Source organism: Microcoleus sp. B6-A1, from assembly GCF_036705085.1.
Lineage (GTDB): Bacteria > Cyanobacteriota > Cyanobacteriia > Cyanobacteriales > Microcoleaceae > Microcoleus.
On the sequence record NZ_JAUBTU010000003.1, the window covers coordinates 96,571 to 119,878 of the forward strand.

Annotated in this window: 20 protein-coding genes; 5 read left to right on the forward strand and 15 right to left on the reverse strand. The window is 46.2% G+C overall.

Annotation, left to right across the window (positions count from 1 at the left end):
* Positions 1–33 precede the first annotated feature (33 nt).
* The 4 genes from QUB11_RS01875 to QUB11_RS01890 form a co-directional block, all read right to left on the reverse strand.
* The gene (locus QUB11_RS01875; RefSeq protein WP_333203039.1) at positions 34–831 is read right to left on the reverse strand and encodes a Uma2 family endonuclease; all 798 of its coding nucleotides are present in this window, start codon (positions 829–831) and stop codon (positions 34–36) included.
* A gap of 230 nt (positions 832–1,061) precedes the next feature.
* Complete coding sequence (gene devC, locus QUB11_RS01880; protein ID WP_333203037.1) at positions 1,062–2,222, reverse strand: ABC transporter permease DevC; 1,161 nt, start codon at positions 2,220–2,222, stop codon at positions 1,062–1,064.
* Positions 2,223–2,483: 261 nt separating this feature from the next.
* Entirely contained in the window at positions 2,484–4,127 is a 1,644-nt protein-coding gene (locus QUB11_RS01885) for an HlyD family efflux transporter periplasmic adaptor subunit (protein WP_333203035.1), read from the reverse strand.
* 71 nt (positions 4,128–4,198) lie between these two features.
* Positions 4,199–4,936 (reverse strand): phycocyanobilin:ferredoxin oxidoreductase, encoded by a 738-nt coding sequence (locus tag QUB11_RS01890; RefSeq protein ID WP_333203033.1) that lies wholly within the window; start codon positions 4,934–4,936, stop codon positions 4,199–4,201.
* 139 nt (positions 4,937–5,075) lie between these two features.
* Between QUB11_RS01890 and QUB11_RS01895 the strand changes: the two genes are divergently transcribed.
* Positions 5,076–5,273: a TatA/E family twin arginine-targeting protein translocase gene (locus QUB11_RS01895; RefSeq protein WP_333138464.1), complete on the forward strand. Its 198-nt coding sequence runs from the start codon at positions 5,076–5,078 to the stop codon at positions 5,271–5,273.
* A gap of 78 nt (positions 5,274–5,351) precedes the next feature.
* Here QUB11_RS01895 and QUB11_RS01900 read toward each other — a convergent pair whose 3' ends face one another.
* The 9 genes from QUB11_RS01900 to QUB11_RS01935 form a co-directional block, all read right to left on the reverse strand.
* Complete coding sequence (locus QUB11_RS01900) at positions 5,352–5,474, reverse strand: hypothetical protein (protein ID WP_333203031.1); 123 nt, start codon at positions 5,472–5,474, stop codon at positions 5,352–5,354.
* A complete protein-coding gene (locus QUB11_RS31225; protein WP_445300773.1) occupies positions 5,431–5,658 on the reverse strand; it encodes a type II toxin-antitoxin system RelE/ParE family toxin in 228 nt (75 codons plus the stop codon). The genes QUB11_RS01900 and QUB11_RS31225 overlap by 44 nt, the downstream gene beginning before the upstream one ends.
* The gene (locus tag QUB11_RS01905; protein ID WP_333203029.1) at positions 5,651–5,920 is read right to left on the reverse strand and encodes a type II toxin-antitoxin system ParD family antitoxin; all 270 of its coding nucleotides are present in this window, start codon (positions 5,918–5,920) and stop codon (positions 5,651–5,653) included. Before QUB11_RS01905 ends, QUB11_RS31225 begins: the two co-directional genes overlap by 8 nt.
* Positions 5,921–6,099: 179 nt before the next feature.
* On the reverse strand, positions 6,100–6,879 hold the full coding sequence (gene panB / locus QUB11_RS01910) for a 3-methyl-2-oxobutanoate hydroxymethyltransferase (protein WP_333203027.1): 780 nt from the start codon (positions 6,877–6,879) through the stop codon (positions 6,100–6,102).
* Positions 6,880–6,990: 111 nt separating this feature from the next.
* Positions 6,991–7,407, reverse strand: a complete 417-nt coding sequence (locus QUB11_RS01915; protein WP_333103388.1) for an aspartyl protease family protein — start codon at positions 7,405–7,407, stop codon at positions 6,991–6,993.
* Between the two features lie 152 nt (positions 7,408–7,559).
* On the reverse strand, positions 7,560–8,087 hold the full coding sequence (locus QUB11_RS01920) for a hypothetical protein (protein ID WP_333203024.1): 528 nt from the start codon (positions 8,085–8,087) through the stop codon (positions 7,560–7,562).
* Positions 8,078–8,878 (reverse strand): hypothetical protein, encoded by an 801-nt coding sequence (locus QUB11_RS01925; RefSeq protein WP_333256998.1) that lies wholly within the window; start codon positions 8,876–8,878, stop codon positions 8,078–8,080. Before QUB11_RS01925 ends, QUB11_RS01920 begins: the two co-directional genes overlap by 10 nt.
* 205 nt (positions 8,879–9,083) lie before the next feature.
* Positions 9,084–9,518 carry a hypothetical protein gene (locus tag QUB11_RS01930; RefSeq protein WP_333203020.1) on the reverse strand — a complete coding sequence of 145 codons (435 nt, stop codon included), beginning with the start codon at positions 9,516–9,518 and terminating at the stop codon, positions 9,084–9,086.
* Positions 9,519–9,952: 434 nt separating this feature from the next.
* Positions 9,953–12,601, reverse strand: a complete 2,649-nt coding sequence (locus QUB11_RS01935) for a tetratricopeptide repeat protein (protein WP_333203018.1) — start codon at positions 12,599–12,601, stop codon at positions 9,953–9,955.
* Positions 12,602–13,139: 538 nt separating this feature from the next.
* On the opposite strand from QUB11_RS01935, the gene QUB11_RS01940 reads away from it, so the two are divergent.
* The 3 genes from QUB11_RS01940 to QUB11_RS01950 all read left to right on the forward strand — a co-directional run bounded on the left by QUB11_RS01940 (position 13,140) and on the right by QUB11_RS01950 (position 19,124).
* Entirely contained in the window at positions 13,140–14,333 is a 1,194-nt protein-coding gene (locus QUB11_RS01940) for a tail fiber domain-containing protein (RefSeq protein ID WP_333203016.1), read from the forward strand.
* 632 nt (positions 14,334–14,965) lie between these two features.
* Positions 14,966–15,640: a hypothetical protein gene (locus QUB11_RS01945; protein WP_333203012.1), complete on the forward strand. Its 675-nt coding sequence runs from the start codon at positions 14,966–14,968 to the stop codon at positions 15,638–15,640.
* A 265-nt stretch (positions 15,641–15,905) separates the two neighbouring features.
* Positions 15,906–19,124 (forward strand): DUF4347 domain-containing protein, encoded by a 3,219-nt coding sequence (locus tag QUB11_RS01950; protein WP_333203011.1) that lies wholly within the window; start codon positions 15,906–15,908, stop codon positions 19,122–19,124.
* Between the two features lie 253 nt (positions 19,125–19,377).
* Here QUB11_RS01950 and QUB11_RS01955 read toward each other — a convergent pair whose 3' ends face one another.
* Together QUB11_RS01955 and QUB11_RS01960 are read right to left on the reverse strand one after the other, a co-directional pair.
* On the reverse strand, positions 19,378–21,135 hold the full coding sequence (locus QUB11_RS01955; protein ID WP_333203009.1) for a serine/threonine-protein kinase: 1,758 nt from the start codon (positions 21,133–21,135) through the stop codon (positions 19,378–19,380).
* A gap of 309 nt (positions 21,136–21,444) precedes the next feature.
* Positions 21,445–21,594, reverse strand: a complete 150-nt coding sequence (locus QUB11_RS01960) for a hypothetical protein (RefSeq protein WP_333203007.1) — start codon at positions 21,592–21,594, stop codon at positions 21,445–21,447.
* Between the two features lie 160 nt (positions 21,595–21,754).
* Between QUB11_RS01960 and QUB11_RS01965 the strand changes: the two genes are divergently transcribed.
* Positions 21,755–23,185, forward strand: a complete 1,431-nt coding sequence (locus tag QUB11_RS01965) for a form I ribulose bisphosphate carboxylase large subunit (RefSeq protein ID WP_333045238.1) — start codon at positions 21,755–21,757, stop codon at positions 23,183–23,185.
* Positions 23,186–23,308 lie beyond the last annotated feature (123 nt).

Below are 23,308 nucleotides of genomic sequence, written 5' to 3' on the forward strand. Positions count from 1 at the left end.
ATGGCTAGATTTAAAAAGAGCAACAGACCAGTCTCATATACGATCGGGATCGATTCCCTGCGATCGCAAATAAGCCGCCAATCGCTCTTTTTGTTCTCGTTCGCTATCTGCCCGTTGGCGTTCCTGTTCGGCGCGCAGGCTTTCAAGCCTAGCTCGCTCGCTTCCTGTCAGCAATAAATTGCCTTGGTTATCCCACCAGCGCAACCACTGCTGCGTCTGATTTTGATAGCTACCCGACCATACACCTAACTCTACTCCCATCAGGTCGATCGGGTAATGTCCGCGATCGTTCGGTTCCAAGCGGTGATATCGAGTATTCACACAGTTATAGACTTCTAATTCACTGGTTTGGATCTTGTAAATAGCGTAGTAGGGAATCCTGATAATCCGCTCGTATACCCAAAACTTTCCCGGTTTCTGGTTTCCCCCGGATGGTAGAGCAGATAAGGGAGTGCTGTCGAGTTCTTCAGAACCATCACCCGAAGCAAATTCGATCGCAATCAGTGGCACAATATACTCGCGCCACAGCACGTAGGAACGGCGGTATTGCCCGTCTAATCTCGGCGGAACGTTGGGGACGTAGAACCAGTCAGGGGCTTCTGCACCCTTTTCTGGAGGGTCAGTTTCGCGCCAGTAGATACCGCAATCTTGCCCGATCGCATATTGTCCGTCAGGATGAAGATTTTGCAGCGTAATTTCCAGGGAGTCTGTGAGCAGGATACTCTGGGGATGTTCTTGAAAGTTTTTCACAAACGTGCCGTCAGATTCTGGGAGTTGCGTGTGATCGGGAAAGGCGGGAGGCAACGCTGTGGGGTTGAAGCTTTGTGTCATAGCGTATAACCGAGGGAGAGGGGGATTCGGGGAGAGGGTCCGAGGATTTGACGATTTTTGATATGCGATCGAAATCTACAATTTAAATGCACTACAGCTTACTCACCTCTAGCATAGCGTTCGATCGGCACAGATTCCAATGCCCGATCGGGAAAAGAAGTGGGCATTGGTTATTGGTTATTAGACAGAACAAATAACTAATGACTGATGACTAATGACTGCTGACTTCCTTAAAAAATATCCGCCGGATCTGCCGCCTGCAACTTCCTAACTGCGATCGCCCCGGATACACAACACATGACAACTGTCATTGCAAAAACAGTCCCAGCTTTCATCAAAGTCATGTACAGTGGCAAACTTGTCGCACTTCTCCCTAAATTGTACAGCACCACAGAAACCCCAAACCCCGGCAAATAACCAAGAATTGCCAAAATCAAAGCCTCTTGAAACACCACACCCAAAAAGTAAATGTCCTTATATCCCATCGCCTTCAGCGTAGCGTATTCTGGTAAATGATCGGTAACATCAGTATAAAGAATTTGGTAAACAATCACTATCCCCACGATAAATCCCATTGCCGCGCCGAGAGTGAAAACAAATCCGATCGCCGTACTTTCTTCCCAATACTTTTTCTCAATATTTACAAACTCTTCTTTAGAAGAAATTCTCACATCATTCGGCAAAGTTGCCCTCATTTTCTCAACAACAGCCTTAACATCTGTTCCCGGCTGCAAGTGAACAATACCTATATCGATTAAACCTCTTGTTCTCCGCGTCGAAAAAATCCGCATAAAGTTCAAATCGCTGGTGACAAGATTTCCGTCGGCACCGAAAGAGGCCCCTATAGTGAATAAACCATCTACCCTAACGCGGCGATTGTCAACTTCAGTTTCAACAACTTTTCCCTGTTTGAAATATTCTGCTACCGGCCCAAACTCCGGCCGGGAAGCTTGGTCAAATAAAACCACATCGGAAATTTTGATTTTGTCCAAATTATTTTGGATTTCAGGTAGATCAAAGATGGGATTAGCGGGGTCAAAACCTATGACCATCAATTGCCGAGTATTTCGCTGGTTGGGGTCGGGGTTTTTCCACAATCCAAAGCCTAAATATACGGGACTAATTGCTGTAACGCCGTCAAAACTCAAAGCTTGATACAAGCGACGCTGGGGAAAACTTTTCATGGCTATTAAAGCCGTAGACTGGGTGCTGGTGATAAAAATATCCCCTTTTAACTGTGAGTGAAAGGTGATGGAGCTTTCAAATAGCGCGTCTCTAAACCCGAACTGCATAAACATTAGCAAGTCGGCGAAGCCAATGCCGGCTAGTGCGACGGCTAAGCGCATTTTTTCGCGGGTTAATTGTGCCCAAGCTAGTGGTATTTTGGCCATACAATGAAGGAAGATCGGCAACGGATTATGTAACGGATGTAACGGATGTAAAGGATAGAAGGAAGAAGGAATAAGGAAGGAGGAAGAGGGAAGAACTCCTCTGACCAATTACCAATTATATTATGTCCCGTCGATTACCCCTAATACGGTAGGGGCGGGTTCACGCAAAATATCTGCCAATAATTGACAATCTCAAAAACCCGCCCTTTTAATCGCGGTCACTCGATCGGACATGATATTACCAATTACCAATTACCCATTTTAGATGTCTATTTTAACTTCAACCTGTAAGTTTGTTAGCGTTGCAACTTTTTTGCTCGATGCCGGATCGAGGCGAATTCTTACTTCGATAACTCTCGCGTCGGTGTCGGCGGCGGGGTCTGTATTTAGGACATCTTTTTTGCTGATTTGTTTGCCGATGCGAGCGACTGTTCCTGCCAAAGTACCTGCAAATACGGGGCTGGTGACTGTTGCGCGCTGGCCGTTTCGCACTTTGGCGATGTCGGTTTCGTAAACTTCTGCTACGGCGTACATTTGGTCGGTGCCGCCTAGTTCTACGATGCCGTCTTGAGTGTTGACACCTTCTCCTTGTCGGCTGTGAACTTTGAGGATGTAGCCGGATACGGGTGCTTTGACGTAACTTAAGTTTAAGTCTACTTGAGCTTTTTGTTTGGTGGCGATCGCACTTTCTACGGCTGCTTGGGCTGCTTGCACGTCTTCGGGACGTACTTCGGCAATTTGGTCGAGATTTGCTTTGGCTTGATTGATTTCTTCTTGGCCGGTTTCTGCTTTTTGTTTGAGTATTGCTTCGGCTTGATTAATTTGTTCTCTACCAGTTTCTATCTTTTGATTTAAGGTGGCTCTAGCTTGGTTAATTTCCTGCCTACCTGTTTCTAACTTGCGTCTGAGATTGGCTCGCGATTGATTGATTTCCTGCTGGCCTGTTTCTACTGTTTGTTTGATTGTTGCTTTAGTTTCGACTATTTCCTCACGCAATGTTTGCACTGTTTTTACTAATATGGCTTCAGCTTCTTTGACTCTCTGGCGAGCCGTCTCTGCTGCTAAGCGTTTGGTGTCGTAGGCGGAAGCAGAAATTGCACCTGTTTCGGAGAGTTCTTTATTGCGTTGTTCCTCGGCTTCGGCGTTGGTTAATTCGGCTTTTAGCCGATCGACTGTAGCATTTTGAGAGGCAATTTCGCCGCGCAATTGAGCTTCTAACCTAGCCAATTTGGATTGCTGCACCTCTGTTTCTCTGTCTAGTTGTGCCTCAAATTTGGCAAGATTAGCTTGTTCGGCTTCGGTTTCTCTTTGGAGTTGTGCCTCGAATTTGGCGACGTTAGCTTGTTCAGCTTCGGTTTCTCTTCGCAGTTGAGCTTCTAAGCGGGCGACATTCGCTGCTTCGCCTTCGGTTTCTCTTTGACGTTGAACTTGAAACTTGGCAACTTCGGCTTTCCCGGCGCCGACAACGCCTGTTTTTGCGCCTGCTTGAATTTTCGCTAATTCTGCTTGTTTGACTTTGACTTCTTTGTCGGCTTGTTGGAGGATTGCTTGGAGCCGATCGCGCGTATCGAGAACTGCTATGATTTGTCCTTGACTGACTCGATCGCCCTCTTCCACCTGCAAAAGTTCAATTCTTGCTCCCTCCGACGCCGAAGGGGCCGACAATTTGATCACTTCCCCCTGCGGAGTCAACCTACCCAAAGCGGTAACGCTGTTGCGGGTGGCGACGGAAGTTGCAGCAGCCGTTGCTGCAGCAGCCTTTAACTCTTCGGCTTTTTTAAGTTGAGATACTTGCCAAAAACCGACTCCTGTGGTAATGAGAGTTGCACCGATCGCTAAACCGATAATTCCTCGCCCTGGGGGTTTTAAAAATGATTTATCCTTGAGCCGTGATTCCTTTACCATTACTTATAAAGTAGGTGATTTCCTGATTAAGTTTTTTTCACCTACTGTGAAGTATTGTAAACCAATTTCAGCTATTTAGGGATATCAAAAAGCACCTCGGTCATGTAATGTTCAGCCCAATCTTGACCGAAAGCTTTTTCGAGTACGCGGCGGGTTTTGTCGTTTTGCTGCTGCTGGGTGCAGTAGTAAATTTGAGCGTCTAGAATTTCCGAGGCTTCGGCGGCAGAGACTGGTTCGGAAGCGACTGCCTGTTTGCAGTGAATTTCCACGTAGGATTCAACAATATCCAAAAACCGACTGTTTTCTTCGATCGACTCTGGCCGCACAAACAGGCAAAATTCTGAGAAAATATCCCCCCATTCGGGAATTTGGCGGGGACAAGAAAATTGCTTAATCGGCAAAATTTCCAGTTGGGTTCGGTAGGTTTCCGACAAAGTTCGATCTCGATTGAGGGGAGAAAGGTCTGCGATCGCGGCGCTAACTTGGCCTTTGCCTGCTACGATATCCGTACCGAACATCGGCAAAGCATAATTCGGTCTGGGAAACATCACGCAGTGCAGAATGTCAAGTACCGGCCCGACTTTAGCGAGTTCAAGGTGGATTTTGCGGAACTGGGGCGTTTGATAGCAGCGGTTTTCAATGATCAGTTTTTCTCCTTCCAAGCGGCCTTCTACGTATCCCAACTCAGCGGGCAGGTGGTAGGGTTCGAGGTCGAGATAGCGGTGCCATACTGCTTCCATCCGGTCTGCTAAATCGCGGATGAGATGGTGCTGTTGCTCGCGTAGAGAAGGCTGGGATGTTTCTAACATTCTTATTTATCGTGCGATAGCTTAATTAAACTTGATTCTACTGTTGCAAGATGCAGGAAAAAAGGTAGATACTTTAACAATATCAGTAGATTGACTTAAGATTGACTTACGATCGAGCAAGTTTTAGAGGAGATTTTGTATGTTTGGTCTGGGATTGCCCGAAATGGGCATTATTGCGGTGGTGGCCATACTAATTTTCGGCCCCAAGAAGATTCCTGAGTTGGGAAATGCTTTGGGGAAAACGCTGCGGAGTTTTAAGGAAGGGGTTGGTCAATCTGAGGATGAAGCTGTTGAGAAGGAGAAGGAAAAGGAGGAAAAGAGCCAGTCTGGGGATTAGATAAATTAGGGATCGTTCGATTTTAAAAATGCGATAGATTCTGGGGAGAGAAGGCGATCCACTAATTTTAAATGTCAATTAGTTGTCGCCATTCTCACATAATAGAGCTTCTAGATCGCGGTAGCCACTCAGCAGGCGTTCAACTGCAATCCCATTTTCAAGGGGAGGGTAGAAGATGATATAGTTTCCAATAGCTGTCACGGCGCAATCCCGGTGCTAGTTCTTCATAACTCCGTCCCATTCTAGGAGATTTTGCAATTAAATTGCATTGGTTTCTAAAGGTTTCAACAAAACGCCTCGCTGCTGCAATATTATCGCGAGCAATATAATTTTTAATCTCCCTCAAATCATACTTAGCTTGAGTGCTAAGAAAATACCTACTCATTGATTTCCCGCTCTTCTAATTCTATTTCTTCCAGAAGTTCTGCAACTACTTCTTCGCCATCAAAAGTTTCTCCTCTATTCGATTGCTCAATACCAACAGCCACTTCTCGGCGAAGTTTTTCGATCCGCATTTGACGCTGCATATCTCGCTCTTCAAGCAGTCGCAATGCTTCCCGAATTACTTCACTAGCCGATAAATACCTGCCAGTGTTGACCTTTTGCCGAACAAATTTTTCTAATTCAGGTGTCAGCGATACATTCATAGCTGAGTTGAGGTTGTGATGTATTTAAGCAGATTTTAGCAGGAATGTCAAAGTTTGTCAAACTTTGTTATGGCTGAGATATAGCAGGCTTTCCAAAAAGTTGCAGGGCGGGTTTCACCGACAATAATTGGGGAAAACCCGCAATCTCCTAAACCCGAAAGATCCCAACTATAAAATCTTTACGAATTAGGAAATTTTCGTTCTCTCACTTCAAGGGAATAATCTTTCACAGCTTGGGTAATTGTTTCTCGCAAATTGGCGTAAGCTTTAGCAAAAGGCGGCTGTTTTTCCGAAAGTCCCAACAAATCGGAAGTAACTAAAACTTGACCGTCGCAGTGTGGCCCGGCGCCGATACCAATGGTGGGAATAGTTAATTTTTGGGTAATTTGAGCGGCTAAGTCTGCGGGAATGTGTTCTAGCACGATCGCAAAGGCACCGGCTTCTTGAAGGGCGATCGACTCTGCTATGATGCGATCAGCTGCTTGGGCCGTTTTTCCTTGTTTTTTGTAGCCGAGTTGGTGTACCGACTGCGGAGTTAAACCGACGTGTCCCATCACCGGAATTCCGGCGGATGTTAGCTGCGAAACTGTGGCGGCCATTGCTGGATATCCACCTTCCAATTTTACAGCTTGAGCGCCGGTTTCTTTCAAAGCTCTCCCGGCCGAGTGCATGGCTTGCTGGGGACTTTCTTGGTAAGTCAAAAACGGCAAATCGACAACTATTAATCCTTGTTTAACTCCACGACGCACTGCTTTAGCGTGGTGCAGCATTTCATCAAGGGTTATGGGTAGGGTTGTGTCGTAGCCTAAGACTGTCATGGCGAGGGAATCGCCGACTAGGATGATATCTACGCCTGCTTGATCGATGAGTTGGGCGATCGCATAATCATAAGCTGTCAGGGCAACAATTGACCGCCCTTGTTGTTTCCACTGAATTAATTGATGAGTAGTGACTGACATTTTCGTTAACTCTTAGATAATTAGATATTTAAATAATTCGGCGGTTGGAAACCGCTTCTTGTCAAACCAAGTCCGCCTGCGCGGACTAAAGAGATGGACATTATCTGGATTTTACACGCGAATATAGCTTTGCATCCCCTCTGCTGGCAAAACAATCAACCGCTGATTTTTCAAGTCTGGTTCTAAACCCAAATCTTCGAGGGGAATTAAGCCCAGTAAAGGTTCTTCTCCTGCGGGAATTTCTACACAATCATACCTGCCTTCTCGTCCAGCTACGGCAAGAGTGACATCTTTGAACAGACGAAATTTTCTGGTTCCTATTGCCGTATGTCCGTCGATTTCACCTAGCATTGGCAAACCCAACTGACTGATAATATCTGCTGGTAAGCAAAGTCGAGTTGCGCCTGTATCGACTAAGACGTTATCGATGGTGATAGAGCGTATTTGCTCTGCGGGGATGAACCCTCTTTCTCCCAGAATTTCATCTATGTGATTGGTGACGGTTATTGTTGCGGTGACTCGGCCCATTTTTTATCCTTTTGTTTTGCTATAGAATGTTTCCGTTGCTTTTTGACTAAATGATCTACAATCGAGGTTGCCTCTTTTACATTTTAACAATATTTGTCACTAAAAGCGCTGTTGTTCATTATTGTTTAAATTGGGTTGACAAATATGGCAACTTAATAGCAAAAATGCTCTCTAATTATTGATTGACGAAGATTCTGCCATTCTTGTTTAGAAACATCTGCACGAGTTTTGTCACCCGATGGATCGCGGATATCCCAAATTGTATCTGCAATCCGATCTAGCGATCGCCCATGAGAACGATAATCGAAGTCCCAGAAAGCATCACCGACGCAATCTCCTTGTGTAGTAATCATTTCTCGATCGACTGTATTACGAATAGCATTCCATTCGCGGATGTAGGCAGAAGAATCGTCAGAACGCAATTTGCGACCTCCTAATTGAGGATTCACTCTATAAAAAAACCAATCCGTAAACCTATCCACAGCTTGAGTGCGTGATTCATAATCGCGCGCTGTAGCACAGTCTAGATTGGCAACACCGAGTACAAGGGCTATAGCTAATGCACAGACCCCTAAGAACTTCGGTTTTAACTTAATTGAAAGTGATTTAATTAGCACGATAAAACCAATAAAAGTTGTCAATTTTTCCGATATAGCTGGTAATAAATCTTCTATTGCCATCCATTTTTAGAACAAGAAATTCCTCCTGTTTTAGGTGCGAGCGTAGATAAGCACCAATAATTATTTCCATCAAAAACAACGCCTTTTTTGATAGATTGTAACTCAGAGAGAGGTTGCCACGGTCGCTCGATATTAGACTCGTCATAATATCGATATTGTTTTCCCTTGACCTCTAAACCCTGATCCGTACCTCCCAACCAATAACGACCTTCTTCAATTATGTTTGATGACGATTTTTGTTGATTGCTATCTGTCTTTTTCTCAAGCCACCAATTCCTCACAAAACGTTTTGTATTTTCAGAACCTCTTGTCGTAGCGACTATAACTAGCAGTTCTCCTTGTTGATTGATAAACTCAAAACGACAAGGCCCCTCTCCTGTACCAGAACAATCCTTAATCTCTTTATATCCCAAATCAAATAGCTCTTTAACCGAACGATCTCTGAGGTTGGGTTGACCCTGTAAGCTTGGCTGCCACCGTTGTTGAATCAGGATTTGGCGCGCCTCTTTGTATGGCATACCTTGTTGAAGAGGTATTTTTTTAGGGGCGTTTACAGAATTTTCAAGGCTGACTTGAACTTTTTTATTTAAAGCCTCGATTGTTGAATTTTCTTCGGGATTATTCAGGTAATTTTTTTTACTTGTTGTATCGAGGTTTGCACTATTTATGCTGGAAATTTGTTGCTGTGAGGCAGCACGGGCAAAACTTGTAGATCCAAGGGCGATTAGTCCAAGCAAGGCTGCAATAATTCTGGTTGTAATAAGAGTGCGATCGCAGATCCAACTTTTCATACTCATCGGTTTAAAACCTTTCTTTTTACAGAGTTATGTAGAGATGACCTCTACTCTAGGAGTTATCTTCGATAAATGGTGCGCTGTAATACCAATTTACTATGAAGCTGCATTTAATATAACGCTAAGGATATAGTTCCAACAACAAAGACATCAGCCTCATTTAGTGTATCTTCATAGTGAATTGGTATAAGGCGATCGAGTCTCACAGTCCACAATTGGAAATATACATTTCGCGTCGAATTGCTGACCATTCACTAATGCCGATCCGATCGCTTTTGGGAATGGGCTGTCCGGTTCGTTGAGGATGGCGGCTATAAAAAATTGTATCTGCAAGTAAATCGTAGGTTTGCTCGTAGGTTTCGCCGTTAATTGTCGTGAATTCCCATCCTGTATCTCCTGGGGCGGGCCTAAAGCATACTTCTTGTACCGACTTGACTCGCGGATCGATCGCTTCGCGCAATCTCCGCCATTGATTGCTATATTCGCGATCGCCCGCTTGGAGTTTGCGATTGTTTAACTGAGGATTAACCCTGTAGAATAAGAAATCGGTCAATCGATCGACGGCTTGTTCTCGCGATTCGGCTTTGGCTAGATTGGGGCTGCTGAGGACAAGGGCGATCGTCAGAGCACCAACCATTGAAAATTTTGAGACAGACTTAATTGATAACGACTCGATCGGCATAGCGATTTGGCATTAATTCCTACTTCCATCTCCATCATCTTAACTAGCACTTACGAAAGAGTCCAGAAACCGGGTTTTTCTGAAAATAATTCGTTGCAGTGCGTAGATTCGGTAAAAACCCGGTTTCTTGGGTCGGAGTGCGTAAATCACGTTAACAAAGGCACAATCAAATAGATAATTAGGCGATTGAATACGCATCAACAAAGTAATTCTGTGATTGCTCCCTGTTTATTTTAATCCCCAACCCTTAGTTTATCAAAATTCAGGGGTTTAAAACCCTAGCTTTCAGGGCTAATTTTTTTTAGGTGGGGTATAAATCCCCATCCTAAAAACCTCGCTGTCAACTGTCAACTGTCAACTGTCAACTGTCAACTGTTTATCGCTATCTGTTAATTTTCTTGCAAATCTGCTTGAATTTTTTGGATCTCTGTCAGCAGCGGTAACTCTAGTTCTCTACAAATTTCCTCGGCTTGATTTAAGTAATATTGCATCATTGGCTGTATGCCAATTACGCATCTAAGCATAGTTTTTGCTAACTCTATGAGTACCTTTAAAGTGTCCGCACTCTCGCCCCCAGCATTATTATCAATATTGTTCAGCAGCATCTCGCTACTTTGAAGATTTTCAATTGCTTGCTCAAATCCTCTTAGTTTCTGGATTTGTTTGCCCAACTTATACACCCGATCTACCTTATGCCTGGAATATCCCTCACTTTCAAACTTCACACATTCACTCAAAATATCGAAAAATTTTTGATATTCTTCGAGTCCATTGTATGCTGTTACTAAACCTTCGATCTGATACATTCCCTCATATTTATCTGCCAAATTCATATGATTTTTTAAAGGGTATTGTACCCAACTTATTACCATTTTATATTGGTGGATATTTGCACAAAAATTACCAACCACGGTAAACAGATAAGTTGTACATTTTATTTGATCCTGTTTTTGAGAGACGATCGCTATATACCGGTTAAAATAATTAATAGCCAAATCGTACTTTTTTAATCCTATGTATGTATTAGCTAAATTGGCAAATGCGAGAGCTTTTCCTTCTGGAAAACTGTTTTGACCAGCAACTTTTAAGGCTTCGCTAAAATATACAAGCGCTAAATTATAGTACCCACTGTAATAGTTAATATATCCAAGAGCATTGGACACTTTATATTCAATTTCGTATTCATTAATTTTTATGGAAATTGCTAAAGAATCCTGCAAACATTTAATTGCGTCTTGATAATTTTCTAGAAATTCATGACCACTTGATAGGTAAAATAAAGTCATTGCCTCTGCTTTTTTGTTTCCATTTGTCCTGGCAATAGACAAACCTTGCTGTAGATATTCGCTGGCACTCTCAAATTGTTCCATCGACTGGTATACTAAACCAATATGACACAAAATCTCCACATGAGTTGCAGCCGAAGTTACTAATTGTCCTCCTGTTTTCCAATCTATTGGTAGCAGCTTGCTGTACAAATGTATCAGGAGTTTAAAATGACTCCAGTAGCGCATCGACTCGCAAGCATCGGAAAGTGCGATCGCAGCTTCATCCCAATCCTCTGCTTGACAAGCATGATAGTATGCTAACAGCAGCGGTTTAATATCATTAATACTTTTCCATTCAGTTTTAGGCTTCAGGGGAAGGTTCAGAAAGTAGCGGTATGCTTGCTGATTAGCGATGCGGAACTGTTCGGGATGTTGACACAGCAAGCGATAAGCTTTTTCTTGAATTAATGGATGCAATTGGTAAGATTCCCTTTGGCGATCGTAGTCAAGAAATTGTCGGCGTTTTAAAGCGAGGATGACGTTTTCTTTTAAGTCATATTCGCTCAACTCTGGCATCAGGGCTACAATTACTGCCAAACTTAGCGGATATTCTGATGTTTGACAGACAGAAATTCGCAGCAGACAAGTTTGTTCTGGTTCGCTCAAACGGGTTAACACTTCATCGATTAAATTTTCAATATCTCTAATTAACAGCCAGTTGCGATCGCGCAAAAACCTCTCTACTTTTCCTTCAAATTCACTGTCGTCCCGAATCAATGCCGCTATCATTTCCAAAGCTTTTGGATGTCCTTGATAAGCTTCAGCTAGTGCTGTTAATTCGGACTGAGTAGCTGATAACTCAAAACTTTGCAGGAGGGCAACAGCAGCATCGATATCCAATCCGCCCAGAGAGATAGTTTTAGTGGCGCGACAGGGCAATTCTGCTAAATTTTCCCTACAGGTAAATATGACTTTGCTTTGATGTTCTGTTTCTGCTAACTGTTTGAGGAGCCAAGCATATTCAGGGCAGGATGCAGCAAAATATCCCGCTCGATTTGCCTGTCCAGTTTGCAAGACTGTCTCGACATTATCCAGCACTATTAAACAAGGCTGTTTTTTGAGTAACTCGATCAGCCTGGCTGTTTTTTTCAGATAATCATCTTGAACGGTAGTGGCGGTCGAAATTGCGCCACCGGAGAGGGTAAACAACAGCGAGTCAACAATCCAATCAAAACCAGGGGCTATACCTGTAGCAGAACGCAAAGATTCCCATGCTACGGTGGCAAAGTGTGTTGTTTCTGACTGAAGTTGACGCACTAATTGAGAAGTGAGAGTAGTTTTGCCAATACCTGCTAAACCCACCACACAGACAGAGGTAATTGTAATTGCTTTAGTATCGGGGGCTAGCAGTTCATTTTTGATAGTTTCCAGCTCTTGAATTCGCCCTGCAAAATTTCTAACTGGGGGCAACTTTTCTGGCAGTGTAAAACTCAGAGGATTAGGGATCTGTACTCCCTCTTTTTTGTTACTGGGGAGACAGTTTTCTGGAGTGCGATCGACAACTTCTTCCCAATTTTCTATTCCTAACGTCCGACAGATTCTAATAAAAGTATCGTACTGAATCGGTTGCTTTGCCCAAAACCGTCTCAAAGTAGCTTTTGAGGTTAAAGCATCGCTGCACAGGACTTCTGCTCCTTTATCCCATCGTTTCTGCCGTCGAGCTCTTTCAAGAATTTGGAAGCCTTCAGCGGACAATTTCAGAGAAGCCATGCTCATCCTTAATTAACTTGCACTTTCACTTACATTATCGCTAGCTCCAGGGATTATGCGTAGTTTTTGTCAGATTTTGTTACACAGAGACTGTGAGTTTTTACTTAGAGAAGTGAGCAAAATGAGCAAAATGAGCAACGAGGTTGAGCAAAATGAGCCACGAGATTGAGCAGTTAGCGACATTTACGCAAGACATTCTGGATATATGGGAAACAAGAGTCCGATCGAATCCGACCGATCGCGCATTCGAGTAATGATACGAGCTCGGCTGCGTAATTACTCTACGGTTGCATCTATTAGCAGCAACGTTCGTAAAAATTAAAGATTGGAAAGCGCGATCGCAGCAACCAGTCGAACTTTGATAGCAGCAAACCAGCCTGCTTCTAATTACTGACAGGAACTGTAGTTACCTAAACAAACCAGGATATCCTGTCCCTCACATGAGTGAAACTCAAAAATGCGACTGGTCGATCGGGTACAGCATTGCTCAGAATGACTTCAAGAACAACACCTTTTCTGCAATACCAAAGAGGAAATTATGTCAGACCAAAATCTGCCGCATCAAAATAAGTCTAACCAAAACATGAATGCCCAGCCGGAAACCGCCTCCGACCAAATCGCGCCTAACGACACAATAATCAACGACAACCTTTTTGTAACTGGCTACGTTGCAGTGGGACCCTTTGCTGCAACAACAGGACAAGGAGGAATTGAAGTTACAGGGCCTGTAGCTGAATTTAGTTTTGTGAGACGTAACCTACCTTCTTGGCCAGCCCAACCAGCAGCAGGCAATCGTTTTGTTTGGTACAACCCAGACGGAACAGCCCGTCTTTTCACAGATTTGAATGGCGATCTGCTAACAGTTACAGCCACTGGCAACGTTGGCATCGGAACGACGAATCCAGAAGCTAAATTACACCTCTTTGATTCGTTCCGAGGAAACCTGAAATTGTTGCGAACCTCTGGAGTAGGAGATGATTTTAGTTATGACGGCGGAAATGACAGTTTCTTTGCGTTTACTCATTACGGACAAGACATCGGACAGACGAAATTTATCTGGAATGACGGCACTAGTAAAAGAGATTTACTGACAATTAAAAACAAAGGCAACGTTGGCATCGGGGCGAATAATCCACTATCGATGTTGCATATTGCCGACGGATTACCTACTCAGCCTACTGGTGGATACCGCCCTTGGATGGTAAGAGGAACGCTAGTTTCTGAGGATACCGATAATGTCTTTTTTGGCTTAAAGAATGAAGGTTCAGATCGCAAAGACGCTGTGATTGCATGGGGGGACAATACTGATGATGTCTTCAGATTCATTTTTACAGCAAATGGAGGCCCTGACAATGGACAAGAAATAATGAGGTTGCAAGCAAATGGCAATGTCGGCGATGTCAGAGTCACAGGCGATGTCTATGCCAGGGACCAGAGACTCACTTCTTCGAGGGAATTAAAGGAGAATATTGCCGAACTCTCTGGTTCAGAAGCCGTTGAGGCATTAAAAAACCTCAACCCCGTTAAGTTCAATTTCAAAGCAGATAGCGACAAAAATCGGCATATTGGATTTATCGCGGAAGATGTCCCAGAATTAGTGGCAACTTCTGACAGAAAAACGCTCAGCCCGATGGATATCGTTGCCGTGTTAACTCAAGCGCTGAAAGAGCAACAAAATACCATATCGGCATTAGCCGAAAAGGTAAAAATTTTGGAGGCTAAAACTGCATAAATGTCAACAATAACTATTGCGGAACGGCAATAATTTAACGCGCGATCGCTCCTCCAGCCCTTATGTATTTCCTTACATAACTTAATTGGGGAGCGATCGCACACAACAACCTTTTTTTGGACGAGTAATAGACAACAGAAAAACAGTAGTGAGGTGTTAAATGGCTACGCTCGAAATTGACGATCTCGATTGGTTTGACTCTGATTCGTGTTCTGAACTCACTGATGATGAAGCTCAAACCATCCAAGGTGGAAGGCTGCCAAACGATGGTGGTAAGGGCACTTGGAGACCACCACAACCACCTCCTTTCATTAGCCCTCTTCCTGCGCCCACTATACCTATTGGGCCTACTCTTGGGCTTCCGCCTCGTAAGCCAACTTTTCCTTAAGTATTAACAGTTCGATCGCTTACATCTGGCGCCTTTGTCAAAAAATCGGGTTGATGAACGAAAAATCAACGTTAAAACGTTCGATCGTTCGCAATAAACACGGAATGGCACTAAGTTAACTTGCGATCGCTCCTCCAGGCCTTATGTATTCCGTTACATAACTTAATTGGGGAGCGATATCGCATAAAACAGCCGTTTTTTACATGAGTAACAGACAACAGAAAAGAGGATATGAGGAGAAAACATGAAAAACATGACTGTAAAAATTGCCTCTCTTATGGCTCTATCGCTATCGGCGAATCCTGCATCTGCTGCTAATCTGATTTTAAATGGAGATTTTTCGGCCGAATTAAATGGATGGAAGAAGGTAGAGTTTACTTCGGGTGCAAAAATTTCTACGGTAACTGAAGGTGACAATACTTTCATCCAAATGCACCACGACAGGGGCGGAGGTGCTCCTGGGATACCTTTTGCAGGAGATTGGTCTGCTATCGGTCAAGAAATCAAGAGCAAACTAACTCCTAATACAACCTATTCATTTAGCTATAGGTATAAAACGGATGACGTAATTGAATGTTTAGTTGTCGGTTTTTCCGATCCGGATTTAATTTTTAAGACTGTAGCTTTGAATAAAGACTATGGTTGGTGTCATAAGCCAATTTCTAATAACCAGTGGATTACAGATAGCTTTCAATTCACTACCACTAATACCTTTCCGGACGCAAGTACACCGATGTTTTCGATTACATACAACTATTTGAGTGCTACTGGTGGCGATATCTACATAGATGATGTATCAATTACGCCTGCTGGAGCAGCTACACCAGTCCCCGAGCCAGTTACTTCATCTTTGGTGTCCGCTTTGGCTGGTTTTAGCGTGTTAATGCTACGAAAAAAACTGGGTAGAACGCGAACTTAACATAGTCGAGTTTTACAGCGCTTACTTATATCATGTCGGCTAGATCGGTCACAATAAGGTGTTCCCGATCGCGAGTAATTGACCGGACATGATATTACTTATCTATTGTTAACCTGTTTTGGAGTGCAGAGAACCAGTGGCTAATTCTACTTTGTTAAAAAAATTATCAAAAGATAAGACGAGGAAAAACTTATCAACTTCCAATCTTCAGGCCCTAGATAACAAGAATGGGGCGCCTCGCTTCAGCACCGCGCGATCGGCAATAATGTTCGTTGATCCCGCTGTTGCAGACTGGGAAAACCTGGTGAAGGGAGTCAAACCGGGAATTGAAGTGATAATTCTCGATCGGGCGTGGGACGGAGTAAAGCAAATTAGCGAGGTTTTGGACTCGCGCACCGGCATTACCAACATTCATATTGTTTCGCACGGCAGCCCTGGTAGCTTGCAACTGGGGAACGCGCAGCTAAGTTGGCATAATTTAGACAAATATGGCAGTTTGTTGCAGCAGTGGCGGCGCGCTTTCACTGATGGTGCGGATGTGCTGATTTACGGTTGCAATGTGGCATCTGATTTTACCCCAAACCAGCAGGAATGCGGGGAGAGAGAAGAGGTTCCGTTCATTCAACGCCTAGCTTTCTTGACGGGTGCAAATGTCGCCGCCTCCGCCAAGCTTATTGGCAATCGTGAACTCGGTGGGGACTGGGAATTGGAATGTGCGATCGGGCAAATTAAGACCCCGTTAGCCTTTGAACCGACAGTAATGGCGAACTACCAGGGCCTGTTTGCCACCCCCGTCATCCGCGTTTCCGTAGACTCCAATGGCAACCAGAGCGAGGGCGACCCAGGGGCTTTATCGGGCATATCTATCTCACGCGACGGGCGCTACGTAGTGTTTTCCTCTGTTGCCAGCAACCTCGTGAAGAACGACACGAACCAACAGCGCGATATCTTCCTGCGGGATACTGTCAACAGCACCACCACGCTGATTTCCGCTAACTCAAATGGTAACTCCTCCTATCCGTCTATCTCGGCCGACGGGCGCTATGTATCATTTGAGTCTACTGCTACCAACCTAGTAAGTGGGGACACTAACGCAGAGTATGACATCTTCCTGCGGGATACCATCAGCAACACCACCAGCCGCATCTCCGTTGACTCCAATGGCAACGAAGGAAATGGTGACTCCGGCGCTTCAGCCATCTCAGCCGACGGGCGCTATGTGGCGTTTGTATCTAAGGCCAGCAACCTAGCAAGCGGGGACACTAACGCAGAGTATGACATCTTCGTGCGGGATACCGTCAGCAGCACCACCAGCCGGATCTCCCTTGACTCCAATGGCAGTCAGGCGAATCTCAGCTCCTATAACCCATCCATTTCAGCCGACGGGCGCTATGTGGCGTTTCAGTCTAACGCCAGCAACCTGGTGAGTGGGGACACGAACAACTCTAATGACATCTTTTTGCGAGATACCGTTACTAAAACCACCACCCGCATCTCGGTAGACTCGAACGGCAAACAGGGGGAGCGGCGCTCTAGTAGGCCGTCGATCTCAGCCGACGGGCGCTATGTGGCGTTTGACTCTGAGAGTAATTTGGCGGGTAACAACACTAATGTATCCGGTAGGCAGATCTACGTGCGGGATACCCTCAGCAGTACCACCACTTTGATCTCATCATCATTAGGTCTAAATAACGTCTTGTTTTCGGACAACAACAACGGCCCATCGATCTCAGCAGACGGACGATATGTGGCGTTTGACTCTCTATATGCGATCCAAGGAACCAGCCCACAGTTTTCCAACGCATCGGACATTTTCGTGCGGGACACCCTCAACAGCACCACCACCTTGGTCTCTGTAGACCCTAACGGCAACGGAGGAAATAGCATATCCGAGCCGGCATCCATATCAGGGGACGGCCGCTATGTGGCCTTTAGGTCTATTGCCACCAACCTAGTGGCTGGGGACACTAACAATGCTATGGATACTTTCGTGCGGGATCTCCGCGTACCCACACCAGCGACAACTCCGACTCCGGCGACAACTCCGACTCCAGTAGCGACAACTCCGACGCCAGCAACTACTCCGACGCCAGCAACTACTCCGACGCCTGCGACAACTCCGACTCCAACAACTCCGACTCCAGCAGCGACAACTCCTACACCAGCGCCAACTCCGACTCCAGCGACAACTCCTGCACCAGCGCCAACTCCGACTCCAGCGACAACTCCGACGCCTGCGACAACTCCGACTCCAACAACTCCGACTCCAACACCAGCACCAACACCAGCACCAACTCCAGCACCGACTCCAGCACCGACTCCAGCACCAACTCCAGCACCAACTCCAGCACCAACTCCAGCACCAACTCCAGCACCAACTCCAGCACCAACTCCAGCCGCGACAACTCCGACTCCAGCAACAACTCCGACTCCAGCGACAACTCCGACGCCAGCGCCAGCGCCAACTCCAGCGCCAACTCCAACTCCTACACCAGCACCAACTCCAACTCCGACGCCTGCGACAACTCCGACGCCTGCGACAACTCCAGCGCCAGCGCCAGCGCCAGCGCCAGCGCCAGCGCCAACTCCAACTCCTACACCAGCACCAACTCCAACTCCGACGCCAACTCCAACTCCGACGCCCTGCATTTGCGATCGAATTGTGCTCCCAAATTTTGCTTCAGTTGCTTTCACGCTTGGCGGTAGCAATGGCGATGACACCCTGACTGGCACCAATTCCAACGACGCTATCAACGGCAATGCTGGCAACGATATCATCATTGGCAAACAAGAGAACGACACCATAATTGGCGGAATTTTCAGCAACATTCCTGTCGGCTCAATTCTCGATCGCGACTTACTGTTTGGTAACGAGGGCAATGACTGCCTCGACGGTAGTGCAGGCGACGATACTATATATGCGGGCAAGAACGATGACCTCGTTGTTGGCGGCGCAGACGACGACTTGGTGCGAGGCGATAAGGGCAGCGATACTGTCTCTGGGGGCGATGGCAGTGATACAGTACGCGGCGGCAAGGGTAGCGACACGGTTTTGGGTGACGCTGGGGACGATCAGGTATTTGGTGATAAGGGCGACGATTTGCTTTGCGGCGGTGATGGCAATGACACCCTGCTGGGAGAGACAGATCGCCTTGCGCTAACGGGTGATGCGGGTCTCAATGACTTGCTGTGCGGCGGTGAGGGCGATGACTGGCTGATTGGCGGTGAGGGCAGCGATACTTTGAGGGGCGATGGGGGGAGCGATCGATTTGTGCTGTCAGTTGGCGGCACTGATACTGTAATCGATTTTGAAGACAATCGAGACTTGCTGCTATTAAGCAACGGTCTGACTTTTGGGCAACTGGCAATTACTCAAAAAAATAATTCTGCCTTCATTGCGATCGCGAATACCGGCGAACTATTAGCCATTCTCGATCGAGTCTCTGCTGCCAACATCACTGTCGCCGATTTTACGCTAATCTAAACCTAACTAATACCAACTCTGCATAAAGTATGGGCCGGGGCGGGTTTATGAGATTGTCGAGTGTGGGCAATTATTGGCCGGTTTACCCGGCACTAAAAAATTTAACATCAGACTTGTCTGAATCAAACGGAAACGATATAACTTACACTCTCAATATATTAAAATTATTGTGGGTGGGCATCTTGCCCGCCCAAAAACTGTAATTTTTAGCTCGTTGCTTAAAATGTTTATTTAATCTTTAATTAGTTAATTCCTACCGCCATCCCAACCACCTGAGTACGGGCACAACTAAATAATGACTGACTCCCAAACAAAGCCCGATCGCACTTCCCAACAAACCAAAAAACACAATTGAGCCCCAAACTTGCAGCCAGCCAAAGGTAACGTTAGACAGTGACAAAATCCCAAATAAACTCCCCGGAAAAATGTTCCAAGCATTCAGCAACAGAAACATTCCCGTAGAGAAAACAGCCACTACCAAAGCGTGAACTAATTGATGACTCCGCAAACCCATTCCCACAGTCATAGAGGCGATCGCAAAAGCTCCCAAAATAACCCCCTGCACACCACTAGAAGCTGTGGCTTCCATCCAGCACAAACCCGCCAACAAATAACCCTGAGCTCCCATCAATCCAGACAGCCAATACTGTTTTTGCTGGCGAAAACTCCCCGCATCCGTCAAACCGATCGCAGTTCCGAACCCCGCAAATCCAAACAGCAGCACTTCCGGCCCGACAGCGAAAGTCATGTTAGGAATTAATTGCTGCAAACCTTCATTCAGAAAACTGGCAATTTCCGGGCCAATAGGCGAAGCATAACCCAAAACCAAACCGCCGATCGCCCCCGCACTTCCACCAACGGCACCCAGCACCATTTCCCAGCCGGTATCCAGAGAAGCTACCACGATTTGGGCGATCGCGCCGAACAGCAAAACCGTCAAATTTGCCGTTTTTTGCGCCCCCGCCACCACTACTTGCCGGCAGAATTCTAAAATAGCTTGACCGATTGGGGCGATCGCGATTTTGCCCTTACTCCTAGCATAAATCTCCTGCAAACGCGATCGAACATCGCCAGCAGTCGCCGGACGCTGCTGCACATTCGATCGCACCATATCGTCCAACAAATTCGCCAAAGCCGGACTCACCGATACAATGTGGCGCCATCGCAACTCCCCCGTCATCGGATCTTCAATTTCCGCCGGATACTTCCCCGTCAGCAAATGAATACAAGTCCGCCCCAGCGCATAAAAATCCGTCGCCGGCACCACACCGCCGCCCACAATTTGTTCCGGGGGACTGTACCCGGGCGAAATCAACCGCGTCGAACTCCGAGAATCTTTCCCCACGGATTCGACACCGCCCATCTGTTTAACTCCCCCAAAGTCGATCGTCACCAATTGCAGTCCGCCCAAACCCTTGCTTAGCAAAACTTGGGGCGATTCCGGGTCTCGCAGCATCAAATTTGAGGGTTTAATGTCGCGGTGAATAATCTGACACCTGTGCAACTCCTCTAAAATTTCCACAGCTTGACTCAGCCAACTAAACACCCATTCCTGCGGACATCCTTGAGGGTGCTCGTCGAGAACCTCTTCTAAAGTTTTGCCGTGAATCTTTTCCATTACCAAACAAGGCAGTCGCTTCGCCGCCGGATTTCCATCCCCGCCTGCAAAATTTTGGGTTTGGACGTGAAAATAACCGTCAGGCTCGACTCTAGGGACGCCAGGGTGCCGCAAAAGTGCCAAAACCCAAGCTTCTTGCTCGAACAGTTTCAGCGCTTTCGGGGAAGTTTCGAGCAACACTTTCAGGACGCGCTCGGTTTCAGTTTCTGTGTCCCAGACTGTGAAAATTGCTGCAAAACCCCCGGAACCGAGGCTTTCTAGAGGCACGTAGCGATTTTTTAGCCGCAGGGGAGCCCCGCAACTATGACAAAAATTGTTGCCCCAAGTCTGAGGGTAGGGCCTTGGGCAATCTGGATTGATGCAGTGAACGGCTTTTGAAGGGGGGTGAGGCACAACCAGAGTAAAAATGGGGCTAAATATCCATAGTAGACTTACGCGCAGCTAACGCAGAAACCCGGTTTTCAGCGAGGTTAAATGGCTGTAACGACGGATTTGGTTTGAGAGCACAAGTCCTGTCCATATTATGTGCTATGCTGTCGATTTTTGAGTTGGCGGTCTGGAAGTCACGGGATTTTAGATTTTAGATTTGGGATTTTGGATTGCTACATACTGAATAACAGTTGAGATCGATCTGGCGATCGATCTTAACTCCCAACCATAACTTTAGGTATTTCTAACTACTTCCCCCTTGCCGATTACCCATTACAAATTCTGATTTTTAAGTATTAAATTCTTTACATAAACCGTATTGATCCGCTGTTCCGCTTGCTGCACCATATCTTTTGGTCGAGCAAAATTCCTTCCCACTCTGCGATCCCCAGCCTTTCCTCCTGCATCCTTCGCTGCTGGCATTTCATAAGATATGTTACAAATATTTGCCTAATGTAAAGCAAAATAAATAATACTTATGATGATTAAAAGAATATTAAAATTTGAGAGTGACACTTTGTTGATATATTTTTAACAGCCTGCGATCGGGCAAAAAAATTAAGCGAATACTAGGAAGCGAGATATGGCTTACGCGCAAACCCAAACTCAATCAAAGGCTGGGTATAAAGCCGGAGTTCAAGACTATAAACTAACGTATTACACGCCGGACTACACGCCGAAAGATACAGATATTTTGGCTGCATTCCGCGTCACACCGCAGCCGGGAGTTCCCCCAGAAGAAGCTGGAGCTGCTGTGGCTGCTGAATCTTCCACAGGTACATGGACGACTGTTTGGACTGACCTCCTGACCGACCTCGACCGCTACAAAGGTCGCTGCTACGACATCGAACCAGTTCCCGGTGAAGACAACCAATACATCTGCTTCATTGCCTATCCTTTGGATTTGTTTGAAGAAGGTTCCGTCACCAACTTGCTGACCTCTTTGGTCGGTAACGTGTTCGGTTTCAAAGCTCTGCGCGCTCTGCGGTTGGAAGACTTGCGGATTCCCATTGCTTACCTGAAAACCTTCCAAGGCCCTCCTCACGGTATTACCGTTGAGCGGGACAAATTGAACAAGTACGGCCGTCCTTTGCTGGGTTGTACAATTAAGCCCAAATTGGGTCTGTCTGCTAAGAACTACGGCCGTGCCGTTTACGAAGTTCTGCGCGGCGGTTTGGACTTCACCAAAGACGACGAAAACATCAACTCGCAACCGTTCATGCGCTGGCGCGATCGTTTCTTGTTCGTTCAAGAAGCTATTGAAAAAGCCCAAGCAGAAACCGGCGAAGTCAAGGGTCACTACCTCAACGTAACTGCCCCTACCTGCGAAGAAATGATGGAGCGGGCTGAGTTCGCTAAGGAAATAAAAACCCCCATCATCATGCACGACTACCTGACCGGTGGTTTCACTGCAAACACCACCTTGGCTAAATGGTGTCGCCGCAACGGTATTTTGCTGCACATTCACCGCGCCATGCACGCAGTTATCGACCGTCAGAAAAACCACGGTATCCACTTCCGCGTGCTTGCCAAGTGCTTGCGGATGTCCGGTGGCGACCACCTGCACTCCGGTACAGTTGTGGGTAAACTCGAAGGCGAAAAAGGCATCACGATGGGCTTCGTAGACTTGATGCGCGAAGACCACATCGAAGAAGACCGCAGCCGCGGTATTTACTTCACCCAAGATTGGGCCTCCATGCCCGGTGTCATGCCGGTTGCTTCTGGTGGTATCCACATCTGGCACATGCCGGCTTTGGTGGAAATCTTCGGCGACGACTCCTGCTTGCAGTTCGGCGGCGGCACCTTGGGCCACCCTTGGGGTAACGCACCTGGTGCAACTGCTAACCGCGTTGCTTTGGAAGCTTGCGTCCAAGCTCGTAACGAAGGCCGCAACTTGATGCGCGAAGGCGGCGACGTAATTCGCGAAGCTTGCAAATGGTCTCCTGAACTGGCTGTTGCTTGCGAACTCTGGAAAGAAATCAAGTTTGAGTTCGAGGCAATGGATACCCTTTAAGGATTTTTGGTTTGAGATTTTAGGTTTTAGGTCGCAAACTTGCTGGGAAGTCTTTATCTTTGAAGAAGATTTACAAGTAAGTTTGCATCCAAAATCTAAAATCCAAAATCTAAAATTTGAGGG